Here is a 19,317-nt window from a genome sequence, read left to right as displayed (position 1 = left end):
ATCAAGCCGCGGCCGGCAAGGCGCGCATTTCGTAGAGGGCATCAAAGAAAGCCTGCTTGCGCGCACGCATGGCGCGGCGGGCCACTTCCATCTCTGCTTTGAGGGTATCGAGTTTTTGCTGCAGCTCCAGCTTCGGCAGCGACATGGTCTTCAGCCGCATACGTTTGAGGCGGAACGCCTCCCACTGCTGGGTCGCCTCCAGCCACTCAGCCTTGAGGCTCTCCAGCTTGCTCTCCCAACGTGACCAGCAACTGGGCTGTGATTTCACCTGCGCCCGGAGCAGCGCGCGACGGGCGATAATGGCCGCCTCCTCGCGCTTGCTGGCGCGCTGCAGACCACGCACCAGTCCCAGCCCGCGCAGGGTCAGGATCACGTAACGGGTGGGATCCAGCAGCCAGCCACTCCAGCCAAAACCGTTGCGGTAGTCACGACCGTAATCGTGGTGGTCGGCGTGGTGGTTGCCCTCACCCAGCGGCCCCATCCACACGTAATTGTTCTTCGCCGAACTGAACGCCCCTTTGGTGAAACCCCACATATGGGTGACGCTGTTCACCGTCCAGGTGTTGTGCTGGGCCAGGATAAACCCGCCCATGGAGGCCACCATCAGGCACAGGGCTCCCACCACCGAAGCGGTGAGCCAGTAACCCAGCGCCAGCGGCACCAGGAAGTTCCAAAATACCAACAGCGGGATATAGAGTTTCTCCTGCCACACCAGCGGGCTATCGCTCTTGGCGGCGTAGGCGCGATCCACCTCGGTGGTATCGGGGTGGCGGAAACAGTAGGTGAGCATGTGGGACCAGAGGAAGTTGCGCCAGCCACTGCTGAACCAGGTGGCGCTGTAGGGATCCAGGTGGTGCTTGCCACTGCGGTCGACACCGTGATGAATCACATGCATGGCGGCCCAGCGACGCACACTGCCCTGCATCGCCATCACCTGGCCGAAGAAGCCAAACAGCAGGTGTACCGGCCAGCTTACCCAGCGCGCCGCCCCATGGGCGATCAGGCGATGGGAATAAACCGTGGTGGAGAGACAGCCAATCAGGGCGTGGAGCAGGGTCCAGCCCAGCATGATTTTCCAGAATCCCTCGGGCGCGAACCAATAGGCCAGCGGGGTTGTCACCAGGCACAGTACATGGGTAATGGATATAAACGACGCCGTCACCCAGTCGATACGGAAGCCGTGCTGAAACAGCTCGCGGACGCGGCCGTACAGAGGGGCGGGGTTGTTGCTGGTCACTTTCATCGGACACCTGTGGGCAGTTCGTTGTGGCGCTGGCTCACCCACTGATGTGAGGGCATGCTGCGCCTGAAACAAGTGGGCCGGCGATTATACCTAAGCTGCGGGCCCCACTGAATGCTTTTTGAGCAGCGCTCTCCGGCGACAGGCAAAAGGCGCTGTTTTTGCTAAACTGCGCCCCTCTCCGGCCCAGATAATCCCAGATCCCGACCATGACCGACACCCTCACCCCATCCTGGCTCCAGCGCTTCGGCGGTATCGCCCGCCTCTATGGCCAGCCTGCCCTGACGACTTTCCGCCACGCCCATGTGGCGGTGGTGGGTATCGGTGGTGTCGGCACCTGGGTGGCAGAAGCCCTGGCCCGCAGTGGCATAGGCACCATCACCCTGATCGATATGGATGACATCTGCGTGACCAATACCAACCGCCAGCTGCACGCGCTGGCCAGCACCATTGGCCAGCAGAAAATTGACGTCATGGCCGCACGGCTAAAGGACATCAATCCCGAGCTGGAGGTGCACTGTATCGATGATTTTCTTGACCTCGATAACATCCCCGAACTGATCAATGCCGACTGCGACCTGGTGGTTGATGCCATCGACGCGGCCCATGTCAAAGCCGCCCTGATCGCCAGCTGCAAGCGCCGCAAGCAGCTGCTGGTCACCGTCGGCTCCGCCGGCGGCAAACTGGACCCCCGCCAGATCACCAGCGGCGACCTGGCCCGCACCGTCAACGACCCGCTGCTGGCCAAGGTGCGTAACACCCTGCGCCGCCAGTACAATTTTTCCCGCAACCCGAAACGGGTCTTTTCCGTGGAAGCTGTCTACTCCACCGAGCAGATGACCTACCCCTCTGCTGACGGCACTACCTGCCAGAGCAAGGAGGGGTTGAGCGACGGGGTAAAGCTGGACTGCAGCGGCGGCTTTGGCAGTGCCACCATGGTCACGGCCAGTTTCGGTTTTGTGGCGGTGTCCCGCGGCCTTGAAAAGATGCTGGCACGGGCAGAGAGAAAAGCGGCAGCTGACGAGAACTAGGAAGCCCGCGCGCGCATAAAGTCCACCAGCGCACGGAAGCCGTTGTTACGGGATTCACTGAGGTACTTCTCCAATCCCAGTTCGGCAAACTGCGCCTCCACATCCACTGTTGCCAGTTCTGCACCGGTGCGGTCATTGAGCAGCAACAGCAGCAACACGGCCAGTCCCTGCAATACGCGGGAATCGGTATCAATCAGGTACTGGTGACGCCCTTCCACACAGCGGTGCACAATCCACACCGGCGACTCGCAGCCGGGCACCCGGTTGGCATCCAGGCGCAGTGCCGGTTTCGGTTGCAGCAGCCCGGCCCAGCGGGTCAGCTGCCGGTAGCGTTTCTGCCAGCTGCCCTGGTCGCGCAAGTCACTTAACGACAGTGACGAGAAATCCTCTGCCGGCCACACCGCGTCCTCCCGCTCCACATCGGCAGCGGTGGCTGACACCTCGTCCCAGGGGTAACTGGCAAGCGCCGCCACCAACGCATCCACATCGGCGCGATTGTTGTAGCCGGCCAGCGATACCCGCAGGGTGGCCCCCACCCCCAGCTCAACACTGAGCGGCTCGGCACAGTGATGGCCGACCCGCACGGCAATATCGTGCTCATCCAGCCAGTGGCCCAGGTCCGCCATGGCGACACCACAGCCCGGCATCGGTGCCAGTGCGGCGATCCCCACGTTGTCGCGCCCCTCGCTGTAACGCCCCTCGTTGTAACGAAAAGCGGTCAACAGGCGCAGCGGCCGCTGCAGGCAGAGCTGTTGCAGTTCCGTGTGCAGGTAACGGCAAAGATGGGATTCATAACGCTGCATGGCGGCGCGGTCCTGCCCCTGCAGAAATTCGAGGCAAGCGCCAAGGCCGGCAATGGCCGCCAGCGACGAGGTGCCCGCTTCAAAGCGATGGGGAGCCTCAGCGTAATCGCTGCTTTCCAGCGTCACCCGGGTGATCATCTCGCCCCCTCCCTGCCAGGGTGGCAGCGACTGCAGCTGCCGGCGGCGGCCATAGAGCAGGCCAATGCCGGTGGGGCCGTAGAACTTGTGGGCGGAACCCAGCAGGAAGTCGATACCCAGCGCCTGCACGTCCAGCGTCTCGTGCGCCAGCCGCTGGGAGGCATCCACGATCAGCACCACGTCGTTACCCACGGCTGCACGCAGCCCGGCAAGGGGGGTAGCAAACCCGAGCGCATTGGAGGCGGCGGTAAGGCTGACAATGCGGGTGCGCTCCGACACGCACTCCGGCAACCGCTCCCAGGCGGGAGCCCCGTTAGCCAGCGGCACAAAACGCAGCTTGAGCTGATAGCGCTCAGCCGCCATCTGCCAGGGCACCAGGTTAGCGTGATGTTCAGCGGCGGACAGCAATATCTCGTCGCCGGGCTGCAAATTCGCACACAACCCCGCCGCCAGCAGGTTGAGGGCCTCGGTAGCGCCGCGGGTAAAGATAATCTCGTCGCTACCGGCGGCATTCACAAACGCGGCTGCCTGCCCCCGCACCCGTTCCACCATGGCGGTGGCCTGACGGGCGAGACGGTGGCTGGAGCGGTGGGTGTTGGCATTGAAGCGGCTGTAGAAGTCCACCATGGCGTCAATCACGCACTGGGGCCGCTGGGTGGTGGCGGCGTTATCCAGATACACCAGGGCAGCATTCTCGGGATGCTGGAACAGGGGAAACTGCTGTTTAAACGCGGCGTTGTCGAAACTCATGCGGGTCTTGCTTGCTCCGCCAGGCGCAACAGGCGCCGGCAATTGTCTGTAGTGGTGGCCATGATCTCCGACAGCGGCTGCCGGCGCAAATCCGCCAGCGCTTGCGCCACCAGCGGCAGGCGCGCCGGGGTATTGACCTGCCCCTGATAGCCCATCAACGGCATATCCGGCGCGTCGGTTTCCAGCAGCAGGCTCTGCAGTGGCGCGGCGGCCAGCGCGCGGCGGGTCTTCTGTGCCCGTGGATAGGTGATGGTGCCCCCTACCCCCAGGTAAAAGCCCAGTCGCCAATACTGCTGCGCCAGTTCGGGACTGCCAGCGAAACCGTGGATCACACCGCCGGCTGATGGCCGATAGTGACTCAATAGCTGCATGACCGGATTGTGGGCGCGGTGGGCGTGGATCAACAGCGGCAGGTTGAGGTCACAGGCCAGCTGCAGGTGCCACTCGAACAACTGCCGTTGCTGCGCCTCCGACCACTCAATACTGCCATCCATACCACATTCGCCGATGGCGACGGCGCCGGTCTGCAACTGCTGCACAAGCGCCGTTTTGAAGGCATTTTCTGTCAGTTGCAGCGGCTCACCCCAGCAGGGGTGGACACCGTAGGCCAGCAGCGGCTGGCAGGGAGCGCTTCGATGACCTGACCCCAGCGCCTGCAACCGCGGCCACTGCGCCGGCTCCACACCCGGGATCAACAGGTGTGACACACCAGCCGCCGCCAGCGACTGCAGCTGGCCGCTGCGATCGCTATCGAATTCGGGGAAGTCCCAGTGGCAGTGGCTGTCGATCATGCTGTTTTCCTCTGGCACGCGATATCAGCTTCGGAGACTCGATGGCGATCAGACAGGGAGTTTATCTGTTTTGCGGAGTGAATTCGGACTTCCGGTTTCGCCCTCCTGGGCGAGTCACTTTTCTTCAGGCGAAGAAAAGTAACCAAAAGAAGCCTCTTCCCCACCTCCGCGCCGGAAAGCAAAAAGCGCTTTCCGGTTCCCTGCGCTCCACGCGCTTCCGGGGTCGCCTTGACGGGCCGTCCTGGCCCGACAAGGCTAAGCCGGCCGTCCATGGCCGGCTTCCCCCTCCAACACTGCGGTGCTCGGCGCTCCGCAAGGGGCCCGAAGTCTGTGCCATATTCCAGCAACAAATTTGAAGGTCAAAAGACCCTATACCAGCTGCTGTAATAGCCTGGCCAGTCAGGAGCGAACCACGCTCCCCCACAAATCATATTCATCGGCGTGCTCAATCAGCACCGCCACCCGGTCGCCCACCTGCACATCAAACTCCTCGTTCAGGTAGACCACGCCGTCGATCTCCGGCGCATCCGCCCAGGTGCGGCCAATGGCACCCTCTTCGTCCACTTCGTCAATCAGCACCTCAACAGTCTGGCCGATGCGGCGCTGCAGGCGTGCTTCGCTGATGCGCTGCTGGGTGGCCATAAAGCGCTCCCAGCGCTCCTGCTGGATATCCTCGGGTACGTGATCCGGCAGCTCGTTGGCGCGGGCGCCTTCCACCGGGGAGTACTTGAAGCAGCCGACGCGATCCAGCTGCGCCTCTTCGAGGAAATCCAGCAGCATCTGGAAGTCCTCTTCCGTCTCGCCGGGGAAGCCCACGATAAAGGTTGAGCGGATGGTGAGGTCCGGGCAGATCTCGCGCCATTTTTTAATGCGGCCCAGCACCTTCTCGCTGTGGGCCGGGCGCTTCATCAGGCCCAGCACTCTGGGGCTGGCGTGCTGGAAGGGGATATCCAGGTAGGGCAGGATCTTGCCCTCCGCCATCAGCGGGATCACCTTGTCCACATGGGGATAGGGGTAGACGTAGTGCAGGCGCACCCACACGCCCATCTCACCCAGGGCCACGGCCAGGTCCTGCATGCGGGTCTCCAGACCCTCCTGCAGGTCCAGCTTGAATTTGGTGTCGATGCCATAGGCACTGGTGTCCTGGGAGATCACCAGCAGCTCCTGCACGCCACTGTCGACCAGCTGACGGGCTTCGGTCAGCACATCGTGCAGGGGACGGCTTACCAGGTCGCCACGCATATCCGGAATAATGCAGAAGGTGCAGCGGTGGTTACAGCCCTCGGAGATCTTCAGGTAGGCGTAGTGGCCGGGGGTGAGCTTGACCCCCTCCGGTGGCACCAGCTCATGGCGATGGGGATTCTGGGCTTCCGGCGGGATAAAGCTGTGCACCGCGTTCATGACGCTGTCGTAGTCCGCCGGACCGCTGACGCTCAGCACGCCCGGGTTGGCGGCCTTGATGGCCTCGGCATCGGTGCCCTTGCCCATACAGCCGGTGACAATCACCTTGCCGTTTTCGCGCATAGCCTCCTCAATGGCGTCCATGGATTCCTGCTTGGCGCTGTCGATAAAGCCACAGGTGTTGACCACCACCACGTCGGCGTCGTCGTAGCTGGGCACCACTTCATAACCGTCCAGCTTCAGTTTGGTGAGGATGCGCTCCGAATCCACCAGCGCCTTGGGGCAACCGAGGCTGACAAAGCCCACCTTGCGGGTGGAGGTGGAGCTGTTTTCGGGGAGATCGGATTGGGACATAACTCGGACACGACGCAGGGAAAAGGGCCGGCATTGTACAGAAATCGAACGCCGGGCACCATGCGATGACACCACCACCACGCTGGCGGGCCGGCCCTGGCTGTGGGAATAACCCACGGAGGCAGGAAAGGCAGGCACCGCAATGAACAGCCCCTGCCCCTGAAAACTCAACTTTATGCGCCACAAGGGCAGCTTACATCAGGATTTGCACCACACAGACCACAATGCACCATAATGGACGCACTAAATCACCATATTGGCGCACGAGGAGATGCTTTTTCAGGCAGAGTGCTCATAATTTAGCCTCACCCTGCTCGCTGCCGCTACGGCTGCAGCCACTCCCCCGGCGCCAGTGTGAGGGAGGCAACTGCCCCTCCGCCAGCACCCAACTAATTATCCACAGGGGCAGGCGCGGTTTCCGGAGCGCTTTAGCTGTCGCTGTAGCCGTTGGGGTTACCGGACTGCCAGCGCCAGGTGTCGGCCATCATACGCGACAGGTCGAACGCCGCCTGCCATTGCAGCTCCGTGGCAGCCTTCCCGGGGGCGGCGTAACAGGCGGCGATGTCTCCCGCCCGGCGCGGCTTGACCACAAACGGGATGCTGCGCCCGCTGGCCGCTTCAAAGGCCCTGACGATCTCCAGCACGCTGTAGCCCTGGCCGGTGCCCAGATTGTGGGTGTAGCAACCGGGAGCGGCGGCCTGCAGGTATTGCAGGGCACTGACGTGCCCGCGAGCCAGGTCCACCACGTGGATGTAGTCCCTGACCCCGGTGCCATCCGGTGTCGGGTAGTCATCGCCAAACACATTCAGGCTGGGCAGTTTGCCCACCGCCACCTGTGCCACATAAGGCAGCAGGTTGTTGGGAATCCCCTGCGGGTCCTCGCCAATGAGACCGCTTTCATGGGCACCTACCGGGTTGAAATAGCGCAACAGGCTGACCCGCCAGGGCGCGGCCGGAGCGCGACAGACGTCGCGCAGGATCTCTTCCACCATCAGTTTGCTGCGACCGTAAGGGTTGGTGGCAGAGGTGGGAAAGTCCTCGCTGATAGGCACACTGGCAGGGTCGCCATAGACTGTGGCGGAAGAGCTGAAAATCAGGTCGGTGACGCCTGCTGCGGCCATCACCTCACACAACGCCACCGTGCCACTGACATTGTTGTGATAGTAAGTCAGCGGAATTTCACAGGATTCCCCTACCGCCTTGAGTCCGGCGAAATGCAGCACCGCTTTGATCGGGTATTCGGCAAACACCTTGCGCATCGCTTCACGGTCACTGATGTCAGCCTCAACCAGGGTGATTTTGCGCCCGGTAATGGTCTCCACCCGCGCCAGTGCCTGGGGCTTGCTGTTGCAGAAGTTATCCACAACGATGGGTTCAAAGCCGGCGTTGATCAATTCCACACAGGTGTGGCTGCCGATGTATCCGGCGCCGCCGGTTACTAAAACTGGGCCCGCATCTTGCTTAGTCATTTTATGTCCGTGACGATAAGTTTCAGTTGGTGTTTACTGGACGTGAAGCGCGCCCACTGCAGGATCATCCTGATCCGTTTGAGGAGCGTACTTTAACTCAGAACACAGGCGTGACTCCAACCGCGGAACACAGAATTTTTGTTTCATAGACGTACTGCTTTTTAGGACTATGCTTTAGGAAGAGGGGAAAAAAACGGGTTTCTTAACTGACGGGTGAAACGTTGTTGTGGCTGCCCCTGCAACTGGTGGAACAGGCATCTTCCCACCAGGGTCTAACGCTCAAGGGACAGCCCTTTACCGAGGAGATTGAGCCATGACTATCTTTAACCACTATCGTGACCGCTACGCCGCCACGCAACAGGAGGAGATGAGTATCCAGGAGTACCTGGAGTTGTGCAAAACCGATCCCAGTGTCTACGCTTCTGCCGCGGAACGCATGTTGATGGCCATCGGCGAGCCGGAACTGGTGGACACCTCGCGGGACTCCCGCATGAGCCGCATCTTCTCCAACAAGGTCATCAAGCGCTACAAGGCGTTTGAAGAATTTTACGGCATGGAGGAGTGCATCGAACAAATCGTGTCGTTCTTCAAACACGCCGCCCAGGGATTGGAAGAAAAGAAACAGATTCTCTACCTGCTGGGCCCCGTCGGTGGCGGTAAATCCTCCCTTGCGGAGCGCCTGAAATCGCTGATGGAAAAACAACCCATCTACTGCATCAAAGGCTCGCCGGTTTTTGAATCTCCCCTCGGCCTGTTTGATATCGACGAGGATGGCCAGATCCTGGAAGAGGATTACGGCATCCCGCGTCGCTACACCAAAACCATCATGTCCCCCTGGGCGGCCAAACGCCTGCACGAACACAAGGGCGACATCAGCCAGTTCCGGGTGGTGAAGATGTACCCCTCCATCCTCGACCAGATCGCTATCTCCAAGACCGAGCCCGGCGACGAGAACAACCAGGACATCTCCTCCCTGGTGGGTAAGGTGGACATCCGCAAACTGGAGGACTTCCCCCAGAACGACCCTGACGCCTACGCCTACTCCGGCGGTCTCTGTCACTCCAACCAGGGCCTGATGGAGTTCGTGGAGATGTTCAAGGCACCGATCAAGGTACTGCACCCGCTGCTCACCGCCACCCAGGAAGGCAACTACAACAGCACCGAGGGCATGGGCGCGATTCCCTTTGACGGCATCATCCTCGCTCACTCCAACGAATCCGAGTGGCAGACGTTCAAGAACAACAAAAACAATGAGGCCTTTATTGACCGTGTCTACATCGTCAAGGTGCCTTATTGCCTGCGTGTCTCCGAAGAGGTGCGCATCTATCAGAAGCTGCTGGAAAACAGCTCCCTGGCCTTCTCCCCCTGTGCGCCCGACACCCTCAAGATGCTGGCCCAGTTCTCCATCCTGTCGCGCATCAAGGAGCCGGAAAACTCCAACCCCTACTCCAAGATGCGGGTCTACGACGGCGAGAACCTGAAAGACACGGATCCAAAAGCCAAATCCATGCAGGAGTACAAGGACGCGGCCGGGGTGGACGAAGGTATGTCGGGCCTGTCTACCCGCTTTGCCTTCAAGATTTTGTCCAAGGTGTTCAACTTCGATCCCACCGAGATCGCTGCCAACCCGGTACACCTGCTCTATGTACTGGAACAGCAGATCGAACAGGAGCAGTACCAGCCCGAGATCCAGGAGCGCTACCTCACCTACATCAAGGAGTACCTGGCACCGCGTTACGTCGAGTTTATCGGCAAGGAGATCCAGACCGCTTACCTCGAGTCCTATGCCGAGTACGGCCAGAACATCTTCGACCGCTACGTCACCTACGCCGACTTCTGGATTCAGGATCAGGAGTTCCGCGATCCGGAGACCGGCGAGATCCTCGATCGCAGCGCACTCAACGAAGAGCTGGAGAAAATTGAAAAACCGGCTGGCATCAGCAACCCGAAAGATTTCCGCAACGAGATCGTCAACTTCGTACTGCGGGCGCGGGCCAACAACAATGGCAACAATCCGGTGTGGAACAGCTATGAGAAGCTGCGCACTGTGATCGAGAAGAAAATGTTCTCCAACACGGAAGACCTGCTGCCGGTGATTTCATTCAACGCCAAGGCATCGGAAAGTGACCGCAAGAAGCATCAGGACTTTGTGGCACGCATGGTTGAACGCGGCTACACAGAGAAACAGGTGCGACTGCTGTCAGAGTGGTATCTGCGCGTACGTAAGTCCCAGTAAGCAGTGGCAATTGCAGCACGGGACTGTTCCTCCTCTCCGGCACTAAGAGGACGCTATGAGCTACATCATCGACCGACGCCTGAACAGCAAGAACAAGAGCACCGTTAACCGGCAACGGTTCCTGCGGCGCTACCGTAAACACATCAAGAAGGCCGTAGCGGAGGCGGTCAACCAGCGGTCTATCCGCGACATCGACAAGGGTGAGCAGATCAGTATCCCCAGCAAGGATATCAGCGAGCCCGCCTTCCACCATGGCCAGGGAGGCCACAACACCCGAGTCTTGCCCGGCAACAAGGAGTTTGTCAGTGGCGACCGCATTCCCCGCCCCTCCGGGGGTGGCGGAGGCGGCGGTTCCGGATCCGGCGCCAGCGATCAGGGCGAAGGCATGGACGAATTTGTGTTCCAGATCACCCAGGACGAATTTCTCGACTTTATGTTTGAGGACCTGGAGCTGCCCAACCTGGTCAAACGCCAGCTCTCCGGCAGCGAAGAGTTCAAGATGCGCCGCGCCGGTATCGCCAATGAAGGCAACCCCGGCCGTCTCAACATTGTCCGTTCACTGCGCTCCGCCAACGCCCGCCGTATTGCCCTCACCAGCGGCAAGCGCAAGAAACTGAAAGAACTGGAAGCGGAACTGGAAAAAGAGGAGAACCTGGATCCGGCACTGCGCAATCACCTGCGGATCGAATCCCTGCTGGAGGAGATCACCACCCTGCGGGCGCGCATCAATCGCGTGCCCTGGCTGGACGACTTCGACCTCAAGTACAACCTGCATGTAAAGGATCCACAGCCGCGCTCCAAGGCGGTGATGTTCTGCATCATGGACGTCTCCGGCTCCATGACCCAGGCCACCAAGGACATGGCCAAGCGTTTCTTTATCCTTCTCTACCTCTTCCTGCAGCGCAATTACGAGCGCACTGAAGTGGTCTTTATCCGTCACCACACCAGCGCCAAGGAGGTGGACGAGCAGGAGTTCTTCTACTCGCGGGAAACCGGCGGCACCATCGTCTCCAGCGCCCTGCGGCTGATGAAAGAGATCCTCGAAGAACGCTACCCGGTATCGGAGTGGAACATTTACGGCGCCCAGGCCTCCGATGGCGACAATTGGAACGACGACTCCTCGGTCTGCTCCAAATTGCTGGTGGATGACCTGCTGCCCAAGCTGCAGTACTACTCCTACATTGAAATCACACCGCGCGAGCATCAGGCGCTATGGGAGGAATATTCCGATGTGGCCCTGAGCCACAGTGATGTATTTGCCATGCAGCAGATTGTGGACGCCGGCGATATCTATCCCGTCTTCCGCGAGCTGTTCCAGAAAAAATCCGTCGTGTGAGCAATCCCCATGAGTGAACAGGAATACACCTACCTCAAGCGCAACCCCATCTCCGAATCCTCGGAGTGGTCGTTTGACCTGGTCGAAGAGTACGACCGGGCCATTGGCAAAATTGCTGCCGAGTACAAACTGGACACCTACCCCAACCAGATTGAAATCATCAGCTCCGAGCAGATGATGGACGCCTACGCCTCGGTGGGCATGCCGCTGGGCTACAGCCACTGGTCCTACGGCAAGCAGTTTCTCAATATCCAGCAATCCTACAAGCGCGGCCAGATGGGACTGGCCTACGAGATCGTCATCAACTCCAACCCCTGCATCGCTTACCTGATGGAGGAGAACACCATGACCATGCAGGCGCTGGTTATTGCCCACGCCTGTTACGGTCACAACTCATTCTTCAAGGGCAACTACCTGTTCCGCACCTGGACCGATGCCGATTCCATTATTGACTACCTGCTGTTTGCCAAGAACTACATCGCCAAATGCGAATCGCGCTATGGCATTGACGAGGTGGAAGCGGTGCTGGACTCCTGCCACGCGCTGATGAATTACGGCGTCGACCGCTACAAGCGCCCCTACCCGATCTCCGCCGAAGAGGAGCGCCACCGCCAGCAGGAGCGGGAAGAGTACCTGCAGAAACAGGTCAACGACCTGTGGCGTACCATCCCCACCCAGCCGGGGCATGCAGACGATGCCAGGGGTTTCCGCTTCCCCGTCGAGCCGCAGGAGAACCTGCTCTACTTTATCGAGAAGAACGCGCCGCTGCTGGAGCCGTGGCAGCGTGAGGTGGTGAGGATCGTGCGCAAGATAGCGCAATACTTCTACCCGCAACGGCAGACGCAGGTGATGAACGAGGGCTGGGCCACCTTCTGGCACTACACCCTGCTCAACACCATGTTTGATCGCGGCCTGGTGACCGAGGGCTTTATGATGGAGTTCCTGCAGTCCCACTCCAGCGTGGTTTTCCAGCCCGCCTACGACAGCCCCTACTACAGCGGCATCAACCCCTACACCCTGGGTTTCAAGATGATGAGCGATATCCGCCGCATCTGTGAGAAGCCCACCGAAGAAGATCGCCGCTGGTTCCCGGACATCGCCGGCAGCGACTGGGTGGAGACACTGCAGTTCGCCATGCGCAACTTCAAGGACGAAAGTTTTATCCTGCAGTACCTGTCACCGACGGTGATGCGCGATATGAAGCTCTTCTGCATCGTCGATGACGACCGCGAAGACACCATCAACGTTAACGCCATCCATGATGACAGCGGTTACCTGAAGGTCAGGGAGGCATTGGCGGGACAATACAATCTTGGCAACCGCGAACCCAACATCCAGGTGCAAAAAGTGGATATTCGCGGCGACCGATCCCTCACCCTGCACCACGTGCAGTACAACCGCAAACCGCTGGATGCAGAGTCCACCGATGAGGTACTCAAGCACCTGCACCGGCTGTGGGGATTCGATGTGCACCTGCACTCGGTACTGGGTAACCAGGTCACTGCCAGCTACCACTGTCCTCCACGGGGCGATGGTGGCAGCAATCCGGACCTGCAACTGATGCCGATGATGCGCAACTGACGCTGGCCGTCAGCCGCCCAGCAAGCGGCTGACGCAGGCGATCAGTGATTCATTATCAAAAGGTTTGGGCAGCACCGCAGAGGCGCCGAGGCCGAGGGCCCGCTCCAGGCCAGCGTTGGTTTCCGCAGAAACCACCAATACCGCCGTGGCAGCGAACGCTTCCTGGCTGCGGATGTACTCCAGCACCTGATACCCATCCATGCCCGGCATCTTCAGGTCCAGGGTCACCAGGGCCGGTTGCAGGCGGGTGAGCATGGCACCGGCGCTGAAACCATCGTTCGCCACTTCCACCTCGTAGCCCTGGCGTATCAGCACCCGGCGAATGGCACTGGCCATCTCCGGCTGGTCCTCAATCACCAGGATTTTACGACTGCCCCCCTCCAGCTCCGCCGGCACCGGCATGTTGTTGTGGCGCAGGAAGGCGACGAAATCCTCTTCGGTAATACGGTGATCGCCACGACCGGGCAGCTTGTAGGCGTTGAGTCGCCCGCGCTCAATCCAGCGGATCACCGTGCGGAAATTGACCCCGCAGTACTTCGCGGCTTCACCGGTTGTCAGTACCCGCTTCTCTGTCATGCCTCTCTCACCAGCTCGCTATCGACTAAAACGTGAGCAGCATACTACCTGACAATCCTGACATTTGTGAACTTCCTGTGCGGACAGCATGGAAATTAATCAACATGTCACGTTTGACAGGTTAGTCATATTAGTCATAAACTAACCATCATTGTGAAGTTGTAACCAGTCAGTTTTACGGGCCGGGCGCTTTTCGCCCGCCCCTGAACACCCTAAGACCCTTGTGCCCCCAGCTGTATCGGGGGCTTTTTTTTGCCCGTCTGATACAGCCTGCCCCGTCCGCTTGCGCACCCGGCGCTTTGCCGCTAGCGTGTTGCGCTTCGCCCCTGATAGCGGCCGCCGCAGCCTATGACCTCCGAATCCGCCCTGTTGATCGTCGACGATAACGACGTCAATCGTCAGATATTGACCTTCATCCTGCAGGACCACTACAGCAACCTGCACACGGCCGACAACGGCGTCGCCTGCCTGCAGCAGCTGCACCAGCGCCCGTTTGACCTGCTGTTGCTGGATCTCAATATGCCCTGCAAATCGGGTTTTGACGTATTGAGCGAGCTGCAGCAGCAACCTCCGGCCAACCGCCCGGCCATTATCGTGGTCTCCGCCGACAACCAACCCGCCACCATCAGCCGGGCACTGCAGCTGGGGGCCGCGGATTACGTCACCACCCCCTTTAACCGCGACGAGCTGCTGGCCCGGGTTTCCACCCACCTGACCCTGCGCCTGCGGGAACAGGACCTGGAATTGCGGGTGCAGCAGCGTACCGCCGAACTGGAGGCCGCCAACCGCCGCCTGCTGGAGACCCAGCAACAGCTGATGCTGACCGACAAGATGGCCTCCCTTGGACTGCTGTCGGCGGGTATCGCCCACGAGATCAACAACCCCATTGGCTACATGCTCTCCAACATGGAGACCCTGTCGGAATACTGCCACCAGCTGTTTGACCTGCTGGCGCTGTACGAAGCCTCGGAAACCGCCATCGCCGATGACAGTATCCGCCAGCAACTGACCGAAGTAAGACGCCACATAAACCTCGCCTTCCTGCGGGAGGACATCCCGCCACTGATCCGGGATTCCGTCACCGGCGCCCGCCGGGTGAAACAGATCGTCGGTGATCTCAAGGTCTTCTCCCACCCGGCCCAGCAGGGCTGGGAGACACTGGACCTCACCAGTTGCCTCAGCGGTGTCCTCAACATCATCAACAGCGAGATCAAGTACAAGGCTGAGGTGCACCAGCAGGTTGCGGACGACCTGCCCGCCATTGAGTGCATCACCCCGCAGATTTACCAGGTCTTCACCAACCTGCTGGTCAACGCCGCCCAGGCCATTGAGGGCTTTGGTCGTATCGACATCCGCATGCGCGCCCTGGCGGAAGCGGAAGCTGTAGAGATCTGCATCGCCGACAACGGCCAGGGCATGGATGACACCACCCGCGGCCGCATCTTCGACCCGTTTTTTACCACCAAGGGGGTGGGCGTCGGGACCGGCCTGGGCCTCTCCGTTATCTACGGCATTATCCAGAATCACCACGGCACCATTGAGGTGGCCAGCACCCCCGGTGAAGGCACCCGCTTTACCGTCACCCTGCCACAACACCAGCCCCGCTGAAGGCCGCGGGCGAGCTACCGTCCGCCGTGTATAATGCCGCCATGAACTACTATCTGGTTGGCGGCGCGGTCCGCGACAAACTGCTGGGCTACCCCTTCACCGAGCGTGACTGGGTGGTGGTGGGTGCTTCCCCGGAGCAAATGCTGGAAGCGGGCTTTCGCCCGGTCGGCAAGGACTTTCCCGTATTCCTGCACCCTCAGACCGGGGAGGAGTACGCCCTCGCCCGCACGGAGCGCAAAACAGCGCCCGGCTACGGCGGCTTTGTCTTCCACACCGACAGCGACATCACCCTGGAAGAGGACCTGCGCCGTCGCGACCTCACCATCAATGCCATGGCGGAAGAGCCCGATGGCACCCTGATCGATCCCTACGGTGGACGCGACGACCTGCAGCAAAAACTGCTGCGTCACGTCAGCGACGCCTTCAGCGAGGATCCTGTGAGGGTGCTGCGGGTGGCCCGCTTCGCTGCCCGTTACCACCACCTGGGGTTTCGGGTCGCCCCAGAGACCATGGCGCTGATGCGCAGCATGGTGGCCGCCGGCGAGGTGGCCCACCTGGTGGCGGAACGGGTGTGGAAAGAGATGGAACGGGCTCTGCGGGAGGCGTCGCCGGACGTGTTTTTCCTCACCCTGCGGGAGTGCGGCGCGCTGGCGGTGATACTACCGGAACTGGAAGCCCTGTTTGGCGTACCACAGCCACCACAACACCACCCGGAGATCGACTGCGGCCTGCATGCCCTGCTCTCCCTCACCGCCGCCCGCCGCCTCAGCGACGACAGTGAGGTATTGCTGGCGGCACTGTTGCACGACCTGGGCAAGGCCCTGACCCCGGCGGACGAACTGCCACGCCATATCGCCCATGAAGCGCGCTCCCTGCCGCTGGTAGAGCAGGTATGCGAACGGCTGGCGATCCCCAAACGGCATCGCGAGCTGGCCATCGCCGTGGCCCGCGACCACACCAATTGCCACCGCGCTTTTGAACTCAAACCCGCCACCGTGCTGCAGCTGCTGCAACGACTGGATGTTCTGCGCCGGCCGCAAAAGCTGCAACAGTTCCTGCTCGCCTGCACCGCCGATGCCCGCGGCCGCACCGGACTGGAAGAGACGCCCTACCCGCAGGCGGCTTACCTGCAGGCCGCCTGTGACTGCGTGGCACAGGTACAACCGCAGGCACTGATGGCACAAGGCTATGAGGGCGCCGCGCTGGGCAAGGCGTTGCAGCAGCAACGCCTGCAACAGCTGCAGGAACTGAAACTTCGCTACAAGGATTCCACCCCATGAGTTACCAGGCACCCGTTGCCCTGATCACTGGTGCGGCACGCCGTATTGGCGCCGCCATTGCCGAACGCCTGCACGGCAGTGGCTACGGCATTGTCATTCACTGCCATCACTCCACCGCCGACGCCAATCAGCTGGCAGCGCAATTGAACAGCTTGCGCCCACAGAGCGCTGCCGTGGTGCAGGCCGACCTGTGCGACGACGATGCCGTACAAGTCCTGGCCAGCGATGCACTGGCCTGCTTTGGCCGCATTGATGCCCTGATCAACAATGCCTCGGCCTACTACCCCACCCCGATCGGCACCGCCACCGGCAACGACTGGGACACCCTGATGGCGAGCAACGCCCGGGCGCCGTTTTTCCTCAGTCAGGCGCTGGCCACCGAGCTGCGCCAGCGCCGCGGTGTCATCATCAATATCACCGACATCCAGGCAGAGATCCCGCGCCCGCAGCACACGGTCTACTGCATGGCCAAGGCCGCCAATGTGATGCTGGTGAAATCCCTGGCGCTGGAGCTGGCACCGGAGGTACGGGTTAACGGCGTGGCGCCGGGAGCGATTATCTGGCCGGAAGCGGCCGCAGAGCTGGATGACGAGGGCAAGGCGCTCACCCTGTCACGGGTACCGCTGGGAGAGCTGGGCAGCGCTGAAAACATTGCCCAGGCCGTAGAGATGCTGATGCAGAACGACTACATCAGCGGGCAGATTGTGGCGGTGGATGGTGGCCGCAGTGTGACCTGAGGTCCTGGCTGTGACGCCAGCCGTACCTCACCGGTACGGCAGCGGCGCACACTGATGCAAGGTGCGGCAAACTGCTACTTGCCGGTCACCTGTTTGAGCATTGCGCGCAGGATATGGCGGCGCGATACCACCCCCACCACTTTGGCGCCTTCAACGACTGGAAACAGTTTGCGCTTCATTTTTTTCATATCTTCCGCCACGTCCATGGCGTTGCGATCCGGGTCCACGGTGCTCAGTTCACGACTCATCACATCGTCTACCGTGGCGACGCGGTCAGAGTAGTACATCACCTGGCTCACCACACTGATGCAATCCTGCTCGGAAATCCAGCCCACCAGCTTGCCGGCGCTGTCGATCACCGGCCCGCCCAGCAATTCATTCTTGAGTAACTCCATCGCCGCTTCCACCACAGGGGTACTGGGCGAAAAAGAGACGTACTGACGACTCATACAATCGGCAACTTTAATGGAATCCATAGACATTTCCCCAATTGGCCCGGACACCGCCGGGACTGTTCCCTGACAAGTTACCGACCGCAACCTGCCTGTGCTCCGATGTTGATTGCGGCGCAATCGACGACTTTAGTCTACGCTTAATAACAGACGGCTGCCATGCAGTGTCGGCCGTTGTGCAGGAGATTCTGGTCATGCTGGATTTTGAAATTCTGGGCGAGGAAGCCATTCTGCAGCTACACCCCCACGCCCCCCTGAGGGTGAGGGATTTTGCAGAAATCAACCAGGCGGTCGACCGCTACCTCAATCACTACCCGAGCCTATCCGGACTGCTGGTGTACTCACCGGAACTGCCCGGCTGGGAGGATTTTGCCGATCTGGTGCACCACCTGGAGTTTATCGACAACCACCACAAATCGATTCGCAAGGTGGCCACCGTCACCGACCACTCACTGGCGCGGCTGATGTCCCCGATCGGCGACCATTTCAGTGGCGCCGACCTGCGCCACTTCGCGCAAGCGGAACTGGAAATGGCGCGTCTGTGGCTGCACCAGCCCCCCTTTACGCCGCCACGCCACCTGTGGCCGGACCATAGTCACGGCCGCCAGCTCTGATCCCTTAACGCGTCAGAAAGAGCGCTGCCACTCCTCCCGCAAGGGCACCAGGTCGGGGCGGTGCAGCGCCAGCTCCACCTGTTGCAACAGGGCTGCCTTGTCCCGTCCCAGGATACCTTTCAGCACCAGGTAATTGGAGGCGTGATCACTGCGAAATATGGTTTTGTCCAGCTGCAGCTGCTGCAGCAGCAATTGTAACTCCTGCACAGACTGGTGTTGGCTGAGAGGCCGGAAGCGCCCCTCAAAGCCGCTGGCGTGCCGCTCCATACCGGTGGGGAATGTCACCACCAGCACCGACAGGAAGTGGGGCTGGGTGGCGTTCATCAGCCGTGCCGACTCCATGGCGTGCTGCTCTGACAACTCTGTGCCGCCGAGACCATTGAGGATCATCACCGAACTCTGCATACCGGCGGCGTGAATCTTCTCCAGGGCCTGCCGTGAAGACTCAAAAGTCTCGCCCTTTTCGACCCTGGCCAACACTTCGTCGTCGCCACTTTCGCAACCCACATAGAGCAGCGACAAGCCGAGTTCGCGCAGCTGCTGCAGATCCTCAGCCGATTTGTTTTTCAGGTTGCGCGGCAGGCAGTAGGCCGATACGCGCTGCACATCCGGGTAGTAGCGACGGATCATTTGCAGAATTTCCGTCAACCGTCGCACCGACAGGGTCATGGCATCACCGTCGGCGAGGAATACCCGCCGTACCGGATAACCGGCCCGGACCAGCGCGGCCACCTGCTGTTCCAGCTGCTCCAGGGATTGTGGGCTGAAACGCTTTTGCGGCTCGGTGTACATTTCGCAGAAGGTGCAGCGGTTCCAGGAGCAGCCGTTGGTGACCTGCAGAATCAGGGAGCGGGCTTCACTGGGGGGACGAAAAACAGGATCAATGTAGTCGAGTGGGTACATAACAGCAGGCCTGGGCT

Annotated in this window: 16 protein-coding genes; 8 read left to right on the top strand and 8 right to left on the bottom strand. The window is 60.7% G+C overall.

Annotated features, from left to right (window positions below; genetic code table 11):
• Nucleotide 1 precedes the first annotated feature (1 nt).
• Nucleotides 2-1,243 carry a hypothetical protein gene (locus GSF27_RS14325; RefSeq protein WP_160970327.1) on the bottom strand — a complete coding sequence of 414 codons (1,242 nt, stop codon included), beginning with the start codon at nt 1,241-1,243 and terminating at the stop codon, nt 2-4.
• 206 nt (nt 1,244-1,449) lie between these two features.
• On the opposite strand from GSF27_RS14325, the gene tcdA reads away from it, so the two are divergent.
• Nucleotides 1,450-2,271 (top strand): tRNA cyclic N6-threonylcarbamoyladenosine(37) synthase TcdA, encoded by an 822-nt coding sequence (gene tcdA / locus GSF27_RS14320; RefSeq protein WP_160970325.1) that lies wholly within the window; start codon nt 1,450-1,452, stop codon nt 2,269-2,271.
• Here the strand turns inward: tcdA and GSF27_RS14315 are convergent.
• From GSF27_RS14315 to galE, 4 genes are all read right to left on the bottom strand, one after another.
• Nucleotides 2,268-3,962, bottom strand: a complete 1,695-nt coding sequence (locus GSF27_RS14315) for an aminotransferase class V-fold PLP-dependent enzyme (protein WP_160970323.1) — start codon at nt 3,960-3,962, stop codon at nt 2,268-2,270. The two genes, tcdA and GSF27_RS14315, sit on opposite strands and share 4 nt — an antisense overlap.
• A complete protein-coding gene (locus tag GSF27_RS14310; protein WP_160970321.1) occupies nt 3,959-4,753 on the bottom strand; it encodes a TatD family hydrolase in 795 nt (264 codons plus the stop codon). The genes GSF27_RS14315 and GSF27_RS14310 overlap by 4 nt, the downstream gene beginning before the upstream one ends.
• A 399-nt stretch (nt 4,754-5,152) precedes the next feature.
• Nucleotides 5,153-6,508 carry a 30S ribosomal protein S12 methylthiotransferase RimO gene (gene rimO / locus GSF27_RS14305; RefSeq protein WP_160970319.1) on the bottom strand — a complete coding sequence of 452 codons (1,356 nt, stop codon included), beginning with the start codon at nt 6,506-6,508 and terminating at the stop codon, nt 5,153-5,155.
• A 428-nt stretch (nt 6,509-6,936) separates the two neighbouring features.
• The gene (gene galE, locus GSF27_RS14300; protein WP_160970317.1) at nt 6,937-7,977 is read right to left on the bottom strand and encodes a UDP-glucose 4-epimerase GalE; all 1,041 of its coding nucleotides are present in this window, start codon (nt 7,975-7,977) and stop codon (nt 6,937-6,939) included.
• Nucleotides 7,978-8,290: 313 nt separating this feature from the next.
• Between galE and GSF27_RS14295 the strand changes: the two genes are divergently transcribed.
• The 3 genes from GSF27_RS14295 to GSF27_RS14285 are packed head-to-tail and all read left to right on the top strand — an operon-like array spanning nt 8,291 to nt 13,130.
• Complete coding sequence (locus GSF27_RS14295; protein ID WP_160970315.1) at nt 8,291-10,213, top strand: PrkA family serine protein kinase; 1,923 nt, start codon at nt 8,291-8,293, stop codon at nt 10,211-10,213.
• A 55-nt stretch (nt 10,214-10,268) separates the two neighbouring features.
• Entirely contained in the window at nt 10,269-11,549 is a 1,281-nt protein-coding gene (locus GSF27_RS14290) for a YeaH/YhbH family protein (protein ID WP_160970305.1), read from the top strand.
• Nucleotides 11,550-11,558: 9 nt separating this feature from the next.
• The gene (locus GSF27_RS14285; RefSeq protein ID WP_160970303.1) at nt 11,559-13,130 is read left to right on the top strand and encodes a SpoVR family protein; all 1,572 of its coding nucleotides are present in this window, start codon (nt 11,559-11,561) and stop codon (nt 13,128-13,130) included.
• 9 nt (nt 13,131-13,139) lie between these two features.
• On the opposite strand, the gene GSF27_RS14280 is transcribed toward GSF27_RS14285, so the two are convergent.
• On the bottom strand, nt 13,140-13,706 hold the full coding sequence (locus GSF27_RS14280) for a response regulator (protein WP_160970301.1): 567 nt from the start codon (nt 13,704-13,706) through the stop codon (nt 13,140-13,142).
• 348 nt (nt 13,707-14,054) lie between these two features.
• On the opposite strand from GSF27_RS14280, the gene GSF27_RS14275 reads away from it, so the two are divergent.
• Genes GSF27_RS14275 through GSF27_RS14265 form a run of 3 tightly spaced genes read left to right on the top strand, consistent with a single transcriptional unit; the run spans nt 14,055 to nt 17,331 of the window.
• On the top strand, nt 14,055-15,314 hold the full coding sequence (locus GSF27_RS14275; protein ID WP_160970299.1) for a response regulator: 1,260 nt from the start codon (nt 14,055-14,057) through the stop codon (nt 15,312-15,314).
• Nucleotides 15,315-15,355: 41 nt separating this feature from the next.
• The gene (locus GSF27_RS14270; protein WP_160970297.1) at nt 15,356-16,594 is read left to right on the top strand and encodes a multifunctional CCA addition/repair protein; all 1,239 of its coding nucleotides are present in this window, start codon (nt 15,356-15,358) and stop codon (nt 16,592-16,594) included.
• Nucleotides 16,591-17,331: a pteridine reductase gene (locus tag GSF27_RS14265; RefSeq protein WP_160970295.1), complete on the top strand. Its 741-nt coding sequence runs from the start codon at nt 16,591-16,593 to the stop codon at nt 17,329-17,331. Before GSF27_RS14270 ends, GSF27_RS14265 begins: the two co-directional genes overlap by 4 nt.
• A gap of 74 nt (nt 17,332-17,405) precedes the next feature.
• Here GSF27_RS14265 and GSF27_RS14260 read toward each other — a convergent pair whose 3' ends face one another.
• Nucleotides 17,406-17,807 (bottom strand): CBS domain-containing protein, encoded by a 402-nt coding sequence (locus GSF27_RS14260; protein WP_160970293.1) that lies wholly within the window; start codon nt 17,805-17,807, stop codon nt 17,406-17,408.
• A 170-nt stretch (nt 17,808-17,977) separates the two neighbouring features.
• On the opposite strand from GSF27_RS14260, the gene GSF27_RS14255 reads away from it, so the two are divergent.
• Entirely contained in the window at nt 17,978-18,397 is a 420-nt protein-coding gene (locus GSF27_RS14255) for an STAS/SEC14 domain-containing protein (RefSeq protein ID WP_160970291.1), read from the top strand.
• Between the two features lie 12 nt (nt 18,398-18,409).
• Here GSF27_RS14255 and GSF27_RS14250 read toward each other — a convergent pair whose 3' ends face one another.
• Complete coding sequence (locus GSF27_RS14250; protein ID WP_160970289.1) at nt 18,410-19,300, bottom strand: radical SAM protein; 891 nt, start codon at nt 19,298-19,300, stop codon at nt 18,410-18,412.
• Nucleotides 19,301-19,317 lie beyond the last annotated feature (17 nt).

The organism is Pseudomaricurvus sp. HS19, from assembly GCF_009857815.1.
Classification (GTDB): Bacteria; Pseudomonadota; Gammaproteobacteria; order Pseudomonadales; family Cellvibrionaceae; genus Pseudomaricurvus.
The sequence above is the reverse complement of the archived record's forward strand: the minus strand, read 5'-3'. Positions and strand labels throughout refer to the sequence as shown.

Bases quoted from the DNA above. Each gene is read 5' to 3' on its own strand.
- GSF27_RS14325 (WP_160970327.1), bottom strand. From the start codon at position 1,243: ATGAAAGTGACCAGCAACAACCCCGCCCCTCTGTACGGCCGCGTCCGC.
- tcdA (WP_160970325.1), top strand. From the start codon at position 1,450: ATGACCGACACCCTCACCCCATCCTGGCTCCAGCGCTTCGGCGGTATC.
- GSF27_RS14315 (WP_160970323.1), bottom strand. From the start codon at position 3,962: ATGAGTTTCGACAACGCCGCGTTTAAACAGCAGTTTCCCCTGTTCCAG.
- GSF27_RS14310 (WP_160970321.1), bottom strand. From the start codon at position 4,753: ATGATCGACAGCCACTGCCACTGGGACTTCCCCGAATTCGATAGCGAT.
- rimO (WP_160970319.1), bottom strand. From the start codon at position 6,508: ATGTCCCAATCCGATCTCCCCGAAAACAGCTCCACCTCCACCCGCAAG.
- galE (WP_160970317.1), bottom strand. From the start codon at position 7,977: ATGACTAAGCAAGATGCGGGCCCAGTTTTAGTAACCGGCGGCGCCGGA.
- GSF27_RS14295 (WP_160970315.1), top strand. From the start codon at position 8,291: ATGACTATCTTTAACCACTATCGTGACCGCTACGCCGCCACGCAACAG.
- GSF27_RS14290 (WP_160970305.1), top strand. From the start codon at position 10,269: ATGAGCTACATCATCGACCGACGCCTGAACAGCAAGAACAAGAGCACC.
- GSF27_RS14285 (WP_160970303.1), top strand. From the start codon at position 11,559: ATGAGTGAACAGGAATACACCTACCTCAAGCGCAACCCCATCTCCGAA.
- GSF27_RS14280 (WP_160970301.1), bottom strand. From the start codon at position 13,706: ATGACAGAGAAGCGGGTACTGACAACCGGTGAAGCCGCGAAGTACTGC.
- GSF27_RS14275 (WP_160970299.1), top strand. From the start codon at position 14,055: ATGACCTCCGAATCCGCCCTGTTGATCGTCGACGATAACGACGTCAAT.
- GSF27_RS14270 (WP_160970297.1), top strand. From the start codon at position 15,356: ATGAACTACTATCTGGTTGGCGGCGCGGTCCGCGACAAACTGCTGGGC.
- GSF27_RS14265 (WP_160970295.1), top strand. From the start codon at position 16,591: ATGAGTTACCAGGCACCCGTTGCCCTGATCACTGGTGCGGCACGCCGT.
- GSF27_RS14260 (WP_160970293.1), bottom strand. From the start codon at position 17,807: ATGGATTCCATTAAAGTTGCCGATTGTATGAGTCGTCAGTACGTCTCT.
- GSF27_RS14255 (WP_160970291.1), top strand. From the start codon at position 17,978: ATGCTGGATTTTGAAATTCTGGGCGAGGAAGCCATTCTGCAGCTACAC.
- GSF27_RS14250 (WP_160970289.1), bottom strand. From the start codon at position 19,300: ATGTACCCACTCGACTACATTGATCCTGTTTTTCGTCCCCCCAGTGAA.